Here is an 11,339-nt window from a genome sequence, read left to right on the forward strand (position 1 = left end):
AAATGATAAATAAGATATAATGTAACTGGATTATAGGTGTTTTCCTATAATCCAGTTTTTTATGTATAAAACTTAATTATGAATCTTGCACCACCATGATGACAATTTTCTGCATGTATAGTACCATTTTGATTTTCGATAATAGACTTTGATAGAGCAAGACCTATACCAATGCTGTATTTGCTAGCATTTTTACCACGATAAAATCGATTGAAAATATATGGCAGGTCTTCTTGAGCAAAACCTTTACCATTATCTTCTATAATAATTTCAATGTATAGAGGATTTTTACTATAATAAGCAACAATCTGTCCACCATCTTCTACATGTTCACTACAGTTTTTAAGAATATTTAAAAGAGCTTCCAAAGTCCAGTTAATATCAATGTTAAATTCTACAAACGAAGAGTCTTCAATAAGAAATGTCTGGTTTTTTTCTTTTAAAATTTCTTCTATAGGTTCAACTGCATGAGTAAGAAGAGAATGGACATCTATAAGCTTACTTTCAAATATTAAAGTATTTGCATCTAACTTTGACAAAGTAAGTAAGGATGACACCAATCTTTCTAATCTTAATATTTGATTTGTAAGTCTGTTGAGGTAATCTATTTCTTCCTCGGGACAACTTTCTGCAAGTAACTGTGCCATGAGCGACATAGAAGTAATTGGAGTTTTAAGTTGATGTGCGATATCTGCAAGATTATCTGAAAGAGTTTGTCTTTCTTTTAAAGCAAATTCTTTTGAGCAACGAAGTTCTCCCACAGTTTTGTATATCTCGTCTTCAAGATGTGAAAACTCATCTTCACAACGTAAAAGTACAGATTCTTTTCCTAAATTTACTTCTTCTAAATAGCTCGTAAGCATATTTATTCTATTCATATTTTTTCTTTTTTCTCTATACTGAATTATAAACATAACTATAGCCATTGTTGACACTATAATAAAGGACACTATCATGAAATAAAAAAAGTTTTTATACCAAAATGTATTTTTAGTATAACCATGTTTTAATAAAATCTCATTTCCCACATTAAAGTCATGAGAATCTGAATTTTTTAGTGATTCTAAAATATGTTCTGTAGATTTAGGATTAAGTTGATAGGATGTACCAATGGTTTTAGCTATCATATTATATTCTTCAGAAGAAGTTACAGTTGTTAGAATTATACTTAACAAAATAGTAATAACTAAACAGAATACTATAAAAATAACAGTATTATTGATATATTTTTTTATTTTCACTAGCTGTCCTCCATTCTGTATCCTATACCTCTCAAGGTTTTTATACAGGATGGATTTTTTAGTTTTTCTCTAAGTCGCTTTATTGTAACAGTAAGAGTATTATCATTTACAAAGTTGCCATCTATATCCCAGAGCATTTCTAATAGTTTTGCACGAGTAAGTGCTTTATTTTTATTCTCCATTAGACTTAGGAGTAGTTTGTATTCTCCTGCTGTCAAAGAGATTTCAATATTGTCCAAATATACTTTGACTTCATCTTTATTCAATCTTATATTTTCACATGTAAGAGTGCTAGTAGTGTTAGAATGAGTACGTCTAAGTACAGCATTAATTCTAGATTGAAGTACTGAAAGTAAGAATGGCTTAACCACATAGTCGTCTGCACCCATATCCAAACCTTGTACAATATCTTTTTCATCATCGCGCACTGTCAAAAATATCACTGGAATATCTCTTATATTTTTAACATATTTACAAAATTCATATCCAATCCCATCAGGTAAATTTAAATCAAGTAGAATTAAATTGATATCTTTGTCAAATTTTTTCTTAGCTTCAGTGATTGTACTATAACAACAAACTACATGGTTTTTCTTTTCTAGGGAAGCTTTTATCCCAAATGCAATTGTATCATCATCTTCTAAAAGAAGTATTTTTGCCATTTATTTTCAGTCCTTTCATTTAAAAGAAATTATAGTGTAAAAATATGGTTATCAGCATAAATAACTAACTGCTTGTGTGATATTGAATATTCAGTTACCAAACTGGAATTTGTTTTAATCTTTACTATTGCTCTTTTCTATAATAGTTCCAAGACCAGCTCCTACTATCATTCCAAATACTAATCCATAACACATAGATATTCCAGTTTTTCCTTGAGAGATACCAATCGCAAAACCGATAGCAATACCAATACCTGCACCTATAAACATAAATAAAGTAACATAACTATTTCTTTTATCTTTTTCTTCCATACACAGCCCTCCAACGTAAATTTCTATTTATACAGATATTATACAGATACACAAAATCATACACAATGGAAATCCTTGTTCTACAACAAAGTTATCATTTTATCCTCTAGATTATCCTGCACAGAAAATAAAATTCCTGTCAAAAAACTTATAAATTAAAACTACGCTTTAAGTGAATCTATCAAAAGACCAAGAGTGGTTTCAATAAATTTTTTTTCTTCTATATTAAAATTGTTGAGATACGATTTTCCTGTTATAGATAATAAATTAAAAAATCCTGTAAGTGTAAATATTGATGAATACATAAGAGTGGGTATCTCAATATCTGACCTAATACTTCCATCAACTTTTCCTATTTCAAATAGTTCTTGTATTTCTTCAAACATAAATTTATTGAAAGAAAAAAACTTTTCTTTAAAAGGTATCTCTAAGTCTGAGTTTTTAGATTGTACAAGTCCAATCATTCCCATTAAAGCTAGTAAAGAAGGCTCTTTACAGTAGAATTTATGAAATGCAGAATATGAAAATTTTAATCTTTCAAATCCAGTTTTACCTTTTGAACTTTCTATTTTAACACTATCCCAAAGTCTTTTATACCCTCTTAGTACAACAGCAAAAAACAAATCTTCCTTGCATGAGAAATATTTATATATAGTACGTTTTGTATATTCTGTTTCCTTTGCTAGTTCATTCATAGAGGTGTTATCAAATCCATTAAGACAAAATAATTTTTCTGCTTTGACAACAATTTCATTTTCTCTTTGGATTTTTTCTTTATCTCTTTTTGATAATTCTGGCATATAAAACACTCCTTTTTACTGATTCCATTGATAAAATAGTATACTAGTGGTATACTTATATAACAACGGTATACTATTGCGAATAAAATTAATGTAAAGCACTATAATTTATTATAACTTTACTAATTAATTATATAGGTAAAATATAAAAAAGGGGGATTTATTTATGCAAATAAAAGAAAATATCTTGTTGTTAGATAGTACTCGTGGTGCAAATTGTTTTATTGTGTTTGATGAAGAGATTACATTGATAGATACAGGACTTCCTTTTATGGGGAATGGTATAATTAAAGAATTAAAAACACTTGGGATTCAACTAACTGATATTAAGCATATTTTACTGACTCATCATGATGTTGACCATATGTCTAATATTAAGTTATTGAAAGAATATACAGGAGCAAAAGTGTGGGCTCATATGGAAGATATCCCATTTATTATAGGAGAGAAGGATAGACCTGGATTCAAAAAATTTATTGGAAAGACAATTGCAAAAAGAATTATTAAAGATATAGAGCCTTATAGAGACAATATGCAAGTTGGAAATATAAAAATTATTCATACACCAGGACATACACCAGGACATGTTTGTATGCTTTTTGAAGATGTTTTGTTTGCAGGAGACTTAGTTAAGAATAAGAACGGAAATATAATTCCATATCCTAATCTGTGGAACTGGGACTCTGAAAAAATGATGAAATCTGTAAATGAGTTAGAAAATTTAAAATACAACTGGATATGTATGTCTCATGGAAGCCCTTGTACTAAAGAATAAAAATAATAACTATTGACTATATACAACGTTGGTGATAGTATAATATCCAAGATAGAGTATAAGGTGGTGAATTTTTCTGATACGTACTTTAATTTTATATTATTTAAATATTAAGCCAACACATGGATATGAAATTCAAAAATTTTTACAAGTTTCTGGTGCAGATAGATGGACCAAAATACAATCTGGTTCAATCTACTATGCTTTGACAAAGTTAGAAAAAGATGGATTAGTTAGAGTTTTGAGAGAAGAAAAAAATGGTGCTAGAATTCGTAAGATTTATGAGATTACACAAAGTGGTAAAGTGGAGCTAAGAGAAGAACTACAAAAAGAACTGCAAATGCCTATAGTTCCAATAGGTTCAAATAAGTTTTTGTTGTATAATATTTTAGATGTATTACCAAGAGATACTATACAAACCAATCTTGAAAAGCATATAAAGCATCTGATAGAGCAGAAAAAGTATTGGGAAAACTGGAAAGAAATTAAAAAGATTGATAAAAAAAGCCTTCCAACAGAAAGAATTGCCTTTGATATGACAATTGATAATTTAAATTATCAAATACTATGGCATGAGGAAATACTAAATAATATTGATAAGTACATATCTGTTGGTTATGAAACACAGAACGTCATTAAATCTATAGATTTTTCAAATATAGAAGAAGATTTTTTATTTGCAAATGAGGCAACAAGTGAACTATTAGAGGTTCAAAAACTCAGAGATGAAATAATTAATAATCCAGACAAAGCTATAGAAAATATAGATAAAATAATACTAAAATTACAAAATAAAAAATAAGTTTATTCATAATAACACGGGTCAAAGACTCGTGTTTTAAAAAAACAATATATACAACATTGGATATATAATATTGGTTAAAATATTAGGAGGTTTTATAAATGGAAAATGTACTATTAGAGATTGAAAAGTTATCTAAAAGATATAAAAATAAGGAAGTTGTATCAAGGGAGAGTTTTAAAATACTAGAAGGGGACATTTTAGGTTTTATTGGGCCAAATGGAGCAGGAAAAAGCACCTCTATTAATATGTTTACTACGATTTTATCTCCAGATAGTGGCGATATATATTATAAAGGTAAAAGTATCAAAAATCAGCAAAATGTTTTTAAAAGTGCTATTGGTGTTGTGCCACAAGAACTGGCAATATATGAAGATTTAAGTGCATATGATAATGTTAAATTCTTTTGTTCATTGTATGGTTTTAGAGGAAACGAACTCAAATCTCGAACTAAAGAGGCCTTAGAGTTTGTTGGACTTTGGGGTAGACACAAAGAACTTCCATCAAAATTTTCTGGAGGAATGAAACGCAGATTAAATATAGCTTGTGCAATCGCACATAGTCCTAAAATTCTCATTATGGATGAGCCAACAGTTGGAATTGACCCTCAATCGAGAAATAAAATTATGGAAGCAATTAAAACGATTAATAAGAATGGTACAACAATTATTTACACTAGTCACTATATGGAGGAAATAGAAGCTTTATGTAATAGGATTGTTTTAATTGACAAAGGAGTAATTTTAGAAGACTTAGATAAGAGCGTATATAAAGATAAGTATTTAAAACTTGGTTGCAAGACCTTGGAGGATATTTTTTTATATCTTACAGGTACAAATTTGAGAGATTTGGAGGAATAATATATGAGATATTTTTTACCATTGTTTAGATTAGGAATAAAGAGAAGAAGTAAAGATTTTTTTATTTTATTTTATAATATTGTTTTTCCATTAATAACCATAATGTTATTAGGGTATTTAACATCAAAATCTTATGGAACAGAATTTACATCATATAACTATTATACTATTGTCACAATACCATTTTGTGTACTTATGGGAATTATTAGTGTTTCATATGCGTCACAAGATGAGAAAATTTCTAGTACATCATATCGTTATATGATTTCTCCTATTTCTATAACAGCACTAGTACTTTCAAAACTTTTTTCTTGTACAATTATACTTTCACTGTGCAATGTAATAACTTTAATGATAATAAAAAGTGTTTTTCAGATAAGTTTTGGTGGAAATTTTTTAGTTATTATTTTTCTTTTAGTGTGTGAATCAACTGTAGTATCAGCTATAGGTTTATTTTTAGGTCTTGCATGCAAAAACTTAGATATACTACGTAATATCATTAATATACCAATAGTGGTTTTTGGTTTCTTAGGAGGAGTATTTTTTCCAGTTAGTTCATTAAACCCAATTGTTTCATTAGCAATTAATATATCACCATTGACTTGGGTCAATAGGAGTATAGTTACTTGTATTTATGATAATAATTTTCAACCTATTTTTTATATATCATCTATATTTGTAATGATAAGTATTTTAATTACAGTACTTACAGTTAAATTTTTTAAAAAGGAGGCATTTATATAGTGAACTTAATAGGTATTTTTAATAATAATTTTAAAAGAAATATAAATAAAAAATCAGGATTTTTAGTAACACTCTTATTTCCAATAATTATAGTAATACTTGGAGTAATGGCAAACTACATAAGTAAACCATCTTTTAATATTGGTATTTTAAGTGAGTATAAAAATGAGCAAGTTTTAAATGAATCTGAAAAGAATATTTATACAGATATGGTTAAGGCATTAAAAAGTACTCAAGGAATTGATGTTGAAACTGCAGATTTTAAAACAGTTAAAACTGATATTATAACTGGAAAATATTCTGCTGTTATATATTTTAATAAGGGTAATTTCGAACTTTATTCTATAAAAGATAAAAGTACAAATAATATATTAGAGTATTTAATAGAATCATATAAAGAAGATTCAACACCTATAAATATAAGTAAACTACAAGAAAATACATTAGGGGTTTTGCAAAGAATAATTGCTTTTATTGTATTATTTTTAATGATAACATCTACTATTACAGCATCAATGATTATTAAAGATAAGAATTCAGGTACATTTACAAGAATATTATATTCACCACAAAATATAAGAGGATATGTGTTAGGGAATATGCTATATAACTTTGCAATCACATATTTTCAATATCTAGTTTCTATAACTATTATTAAATTATTTAATATTGATATTAGTATCAGTTATATAAATTTACTTTTAATGGGTGTATGGATATCGGCTTTGGCAACTTCTTTTGGAACATTTGTATCTTCCTTGTTTAATAAAGAGATGTATGCAAATTTATTTGCTACTGGTATATCTCTTATATTATCACTTGTTGGTGGTTCATTTATTCCAATTGATAAAATGCCTACTATGTTGCAAAATATGAGTATCATAAGTCCCATACGATGGTTTATAAGTATTTCCACTTACATGGAAGATGGGAAAGGATGGTTTTCTAATATGAACTATATTTATATTTTAACAGCAACAATAGTAGCTTTAATTTTGTTAACTGTGGGATGGACTAAAAGAGTAAAATATTTAAATAAAATTGAGAACTAAATAAAATTAAAGAAAAAATAAATAGTTATAATTAAAATAAGTAAACAATCACATTATCCTATTAGTGCAATGTGATTGTTTATCCTAGATTATAAATATTATAATACATGGTTATAATACAGATGTTTTTTAGAATAGCCATGTATCAGTATTAAAGCACATTTTTTGTATATCATCAATAAAACAACTTACATGGTATCCATCAGTAGCTGCATGATGTACTGTTATAGAAAGAGGGAGAAGTATTTTTTCATCTTTTTGATGATACTTACCTGATTCAACTGTAGGAAAAAAATAATTTTCAAGACCATGATTATGTACAGTAAAGCTTTTAAAACTAATCCATGGAAGACATGAAACAGTATAGCAATTTTTTGGAGGATTAGGTTTTGCTAAAAAACCATAATTTTTTCCATATTGTTCAACATCATTTAAGTAACTCTTATAGAATATTGAAAAATCTTTATTGTATTCTGTCCATATTGATGAAAAAGTTTTATTATCATCATGAAAAATTGCATAGAATGGAGTTAAAGTATCCCAATATCCTAGTTCATTTTCATCATATGCAATCTTTAGTTCTTTATATCGATTTAAACAAGTTGTTACTATATATAGATATGCTGGATAAAATTTGATATTTTTCTTTTTTGTTTCATCAAGTAAATGAGTAATATCTATTTCTATAGTTAAATCAAATCCTACATTTGTCATCTTTGAAAAATAATAAAAATGTGTATATCGTTCCCAGTTTTGTAAGTCAATTTTATGGAATTGTTGTTTACTCATATAAAATCACCATATCCTTTATAAGATTTATTTGATTATCAATATCGTTATCTGTAAGTATTAAAACAGGTGCGGATGTCTTCATACTATCAAGCAAGAACATTATGTGTGTTGCAAGTATTGTAGAATTACATTTTTTAAATTCATTTTTAGATTGTCCATAATCTATTAACTTCGAAAGCATTGTAATAGCTGAGTTATATCTTTTGTTCATATAATCACGCTGGTCTTTTTCTACAAAAGCAAATTCATGGATTGCAAAATCTAGTCCAGAATATTCACTTTGTATTTCTGACTTTTGTTGATTAAGAAAATACTCTAACATTTGCCTAGCTGATATATTTTCTTTGATACTTTCATCTAATAAATTTTTAGCATTGTTTTTATGAGAATTTAGCATATCAATAAAAATTTCTTTTGTTGAATTAAAATGTCTGTATAGACCACCACGACTTAAATTACATGCTTCACAAACATCTTTCATAGTTACATTACTGTAGCCTTTTTCAGAAAATAACCTTATTGAAGTATCAATAATAAATTGTTTAGTTTGCATTCCTTTTGTTGCCATAGATTTTCCTCCTTTGCGACATGTGTGTCGCTTTTGATTATAAGACACTTGTGTCGCTTTGTCAATTTAAATTTATATAGTATAAAACAGTTAGGTGTAAGATAACTTAATTTATTTTAAATTAAGAAAGAAATTTATTAAAGATAGTAATAATAATATTGACTTTTAAAACTTACATATGTAATATATAAATTACTATCAATTATAATATTTAAGATACATATTTTTTATGAGTATATTTAAAAACAATAGACCAATAAAAAAGTATATAATTGATATATTTATGGGCTTATTTTAAATTTAAAGCTTACATATGTAATATATTGAAGAATAAGGGGGTTTGTATGAAAAAAAAGATAAAAACAAAGAAATTACTAATCCTTGGAGCTTTAATCTGTTTAGTTACAGTTATTATTGGTCTTACAATTAATTTTGTATTGAATGGATTTAATAAAATCAAACCAGATGAAGTATTAAAACAGTATATGTCTTTCGCAAATGAAAGACAATATGAAAAAATGTACAATCTATTAGATGAGAAAAGTAAACTAGAAAACAAAAAAGAAGATTTTGTCTCTAGAAATAAAAAAATATACGAAGGAATTAGTGCACACAATATAAGTATTGATATTAAGGACATTAAAAAAGATGAAGATGAAGGTACAAAAATAAATTATGATTCTAAAATAAACACTTTAGCAGGAGAAATCTCATTTTCAAATGAAGTATTGTTGACTAAAGACAAGCAAAAAAACTATAGAATAAGATGGCAGTCAAAAGTTATATTTCCAGAACTTGAAAATGATAATAAGGTTCTAGTATCAACACTTAAAGCTAAAAGAGGAAATATTTTAGATAGAAATGGTGAAGTACTTGCTGGTCAAGGTCTTGCATCTGTTATAGGATTAGTGCCTGGAAAGATGAGTAATAATGTAGAAGACCTAAAAAAACTATCTGATTTACTAGATATACCAGTTGAGCAAATCCAAAAAAAATTAGATGCATCTTGGGTAAAAGAAAACTCAATGGTACCTATAAAAACTATTGAAAAAATAGAAGAAAATCCAGATGGATCTGTAAAAGAAAAAGATAAATCATTACAAGAATCATTACTTAGCATTTCAGGAGTTAAAATATCTAATACAGAGGTAAGAGCATATCCACTAGGTGAAAAAGCTGGTCATTTAACTGGGTATGTTCAAAATGTGAATGCAGAAATATTAAAAGAAAAAAAGGGAAAGAACTACAATGTTAATAGCATAATAGGTAAAATTGGTTTAGAAAGTTTATTGGAAGACAGAATACGTGGTATTGATGGATGTGAGATTATCATAGCTGATAGATATGGAGATAAAAAAGAAACTTTAGCAATTGTTCCAAAGCAAGATGGGGAAGATATCAAACTGACCATTGATTCGAAGATACAGAGTAAATTATATGACCAGTTGAAAAATGATAAAGGTTGCGCAGTAGTTATGAATCCTAAAACAGGAGAGATTTTATCTCTTGTAAGTAGTCCATCATACAATCCAAATGAATTTATACTAGGTATGTCAGGGGATAGATGGAAGGAACTCAATGAAAATGAAAATAAACCAATGTTATAATAGATTTAAAGCCAGACTATGCCCTGGGTCTTCTTTCAAACCAGTTACTGCTGGTATTGGTATAACAACAGGAAAGATTAATCCTAATGAAAATTTTGGACATAGTGGTCTTAGTTGGCAAAAAGATTCTAGTTGGGGAAGTTATAAGGTAACTACATTAAAGGATTATGGAAATACTGTAAATATGAAAAATGCATTGATTTACTCTGATAATATTTACTTTGCCAAAGCAGCATTAAAAATAGGTGAAAATGTATTATCAAAAGAATTGTTAAAACTGGGATTTGAAGAAAGTATACCATTTGAATTTGGATTAGCTTCTTCAAAATTTGGTACTGACAATAAATTTGATACAGAAATACAATTAGCAGATAGTGGGTATGGTCAAGGTAAAGTACTTGTAAATCCAGTACATATGGCATCAATATATTCAACTTTTGTCAATGATGGAAGTATGATAAGGCCTTATCTTGAATTTAAAGAAAATCCACAGGCTGAATTCTGGAAAAAAGATGTGTTTTCTAAAGAGTCTGTGAAAATTATTCGTGATGATTTAATTCAAGTTATTGAAAATCCAAATGGAACAGGCCATAGTGCTAAAACTGAAGGAGTTACTATTGCTGGAAAAACTGGTACAGCAGAAATTAAAGCATCAAAAGATGATACTACTGGAATAGAGCTTGGATGGTTTAATGCTTTTACAGTTGATGAAAATAGTGACAAACAGTATTTAGCATTAGCTATGGTTGAAGATGTGAAACATCGTGGAGGAAGCCATTATGTTATACCTATTATAAAATCAGTATTTGAAGATTAATATGATGTATTAGAGATTATATTTTTGGCTTATTTTTAGATAAAAGTCAAACTAATAAGAGACTTCACTATATAGTGAAGTTTTTTATTAGTTCAAAAAATAAAATAGTGGCAACAATTGAGGATGTGAGGGAGAGTTGCCACTATTTGTATAGGGTATTATATTATGTTTTTAAGCTAGTTTTACTATCTTCTATGTTTATATAATAAACCTTGTATATGAATTTTATAGAGAATTAATTTGAATATTGTATGAAGTTTTTAAATCTTAAAGAAAAAGTATTAGGTTTTATGTAAATAAATAAAAA

13 protein-coding genes are annotated in these 11,339 nt (G+C 27.5%); 7 read left to right on the plus strand and 6 right to left on the minus strand.

Features of this window, described 5'->3' with window-relative positions; genetic code table 11:
* Positions 1-59: 59 nt before the first annotated feature.
* The 4 genes from IC218_RS18305 to IC218_RS18320 form a co-directional block, all read right to left on the minus strand.
* Positions 60-1,241 carry a sensor histidine kinase gene (locus IC218_RS18305; RefSeq protein ID WP_227825121.1) on the minus strand — a complete coding sequence of 394 codons (1,182 nt, stop codon included), beginning with the start codon at positions 1,239-1,241 and terminating at the stop codon, positions 60-62.
* Entirely contained in the window at positions 1,241-1,903 is a 663-nt protein-coding gene (locus tag IC218_RS18310) for a response regulator transcription factor (protein ID WP_227435324.1), read from the minus strand. The genes IC218_RS18305 and IC218_RS18310 overlap by 1 nt, the downstream gene beginning before the upstream one ends.
* 114 nt (positions 1,904-2,017) lie before the next feature.
* Positions 2,018-2,215 (minus strand): hypothetical protein, encoded by a 198-nt coding sequence (locus IC218_RS18315; RefSeq protein ID WP_227435321.1) that lies wholly within the window; start codon positions 2,213-2,215, stop codon positions 2,018-2,020.
* Between the two features lie 161 nt (positions 2,216-2,376).
* Positions 2,377-3,015, minus strand: coding sequence for a TetR/AcrR family transcriptional regulator (locus IC218_RS18320; RefSeq protein WP_227483359.1), 639 nt, complete (start codon positions 3,013-3,015; stop codon positions 2,377-2,379).
* Positions 3,016-3,181: 166 nt separating this feature from the next.
* Between IC218_RS18320 and IC218_RS18325 the strand changes: the two genes are divergently transcribed.
* From IC218_RS18325 to IC218_RS18345, 5 genes are all read left to right on the plus strand, one after another.
* Positions 3,182-3,790 (plus strand): MBL fold metallo-hydrolase, encoded by a 609-nt coding sequence (locus IC218_RS18325; protein ID WP_227483358.1) that lies wholly within the window; start codon positions 3,182-3,184, stop codon positions 3,788-3,790.
* A gap of 91 nt (positions 3,791-3,881) precedes the next feature.
* A complete protein-coding gene (locus IC218_RS18330; RefSeq protein WP_227825142.1) occupies positions 3,882-4,592 on the plus strand; it encodes a PadR family transcriptional regulator in 711 nt (236 codons plus the stop codon).
* Positions 4,593-4,693: 101 nt separating this feature from the next.
* The gene (locus IC218_RS18335) at positions 4,694-5,452 is read left to right on the plus strand and encodes an ABC transporter ATP-binding protein (RefSeq protein ID WP_227825122.1); all 759 of its coding nucleotides are present in this window, start codon (positions 4,694-4,696) and stop codon (positions 5,450-5,452) included.
* Positions 5,453-5,455: 3 nt separating this feature from the next.
* On the plus strand, positions 5,456-6,196 hold the full coding sequence (locus tag IC218_RS18340) for an ABC transporter permease (RefSeq protein ID WP_227825123.1): 741 nt from the start codon (positions 5,456-5,458) through the stop codon (positions 6,194-6,196).
* Complete coding sequence (locus IC218_RS18345) at positions 6,196-7,248, plus strand: ABC transporter permease (RefSeq protein WP_227825124.1); 1,053 nt, start codon at positions 6,196-6,198, stop codon at positions 7,246-7,248. Before IC218_RS18340 ends, IC218_RS18345 begins: the two co-directional genes overlap by 1 nt.
* 129 nt (positions 7,249-7,377) lie before the next feature.
* On the opposite strand, the gene IC218_RS18350 is transcribed toward IC218_RS18345, so the two are convergent.
* Both IC218_RS18350 and IC218_RS18355 read right to left on the minus strand, forming a co-directional pair.
* Positions 7,378-8,037, minus strand: a complete 660-nt coding sequence (locus IC218_RS18350) for a CatA-like O-acetyltransferase (protein ID WP_227825125.1) — start codon at positions 8,035-8,037, stop codon at positions 7,378-7,380.
* Positions 8,030-8,608 (minus strand): TetR/AcrR family transcriptional regulator, encoded by a 579-nt coding sequence (locus IC218_RS18355; RefSeq protein ID WP_227825126.1) that lies wholly within the window; start codon positions 8,606-8,608, stop codon positions 8,030-8,032. Before IC218_RS18355 ends, IC218_RS18350 begins: the two co-directional genes overlap by 8 nt.
* 344 nt (positions 8,609-8,952) lie before the next feature.
* On the opposite strand from IC218_RS18355, the gene IC218_RS22320 reads away from it, so the two are divergent.
* A complete protein-coding gene (locus IC218_RS22320; protein WP_413927338.1) occupies positions 8,953-10,215 on the plus strand; it encodes an NTF2-like N-terminal transpeptidase domain-containing protein in 1,263 nt (420 codons plus the stop codon).
* Positions 10,187-11,032, plus strand: a complete 846-nt coding sequence (locus IC218_RS22325; protein WP_413927339.1) for a penicillin-binding transpeptidase domain-containing protein — start codon at positions 10,187-10,189, stop codon at positions 11,030-11,032. The genes IC218_RS22320 and IC218_RS22325 overlap by 29 nt, the downstream gene beginning before the upstream one ends.
* The last annotated feature ends 307 nt before the right edge of the window (positions 11,033-11,339 follow it).

It is taken from the genome of Clostridioides sp. ES-S-0005-03, from assembly GCF_020658455.1.
Lineage (GTDB): Bacteria > Bacillota > Clostridia > Peptostreptococcales > Peptostreptococcaceae > Clostridioides.

Bases quoted from the DNA above. Each gene is read 5' to 3' on its own strand.
- IC218_RS18335 (WP_227825122.1), top strand. From the start codon at position 4,694: ATGGAAAATGTACTATTAGAGATTGAAAAGTTATCTAAAAGATATAAA.
- IC218_RS22320 (WP_413927338.1), top strand. From the start codon at position 8,953: ATGAAAAAAAAGATAAAAACAAAGAAATTACTAATCCTTGGAGCTTTA.
- IC218_RS22325 (WP_413927339.1), top strand. From the start codon at position 10,187: ATGAAAATGAAAATAAACCAATGTTATAATAGATTTAAAGCCAGACTA.
- IC218_RS18350 (WP_227825125.1), bottom strand. From the start codon at position 8,037: ATGAGTAAACAACAATTCCATAAAATTGACTTACAAAACTGGGAACGA.
- IC218_RS18355 (WP_227825126.1), bottom strand. From the start codon at position 8,608: ATGGCAACAAAAGGAATGCAAACTAAACAATTTATTATTGATACTTCA.
- IC218_RS18325 (WP_227483358.1), top strand. From the start codon at position 3,182: ATGCAAATAAAAGAAAATATCTTGTTGTTAGATAGTACTCGTGGTGCA.
- IC218_RS18310 (WP_227435324.1), bottom strand. From the start codon at position 1,903: ATGGCAAAAATACTTCTTTTAGAAGATGATGATACAATTGCATTTGGG.
- IC218_RS18320 (WP_227483359.1), bottom strand. From the start codon at position 3,015: ATGCCAGAATTATCAAAAAGAGATAAAGAAAAAATCCAAAGAGAAAAT.
- IC218_RS18315 (WP_227435321.1), bottom strand. From the start codon at position 2,215: ATGGAAGAAAAAGATAAAAGAAATAGTTATGTTACTTTATTTATGTTT.
- IC218_RS18340 (WP_227825123.1), top strand. From the start codon at position 5,456: ATGAGATATTTTTTACCATTGTTTAGATTAGGAATAAAGAGAAGAAGT.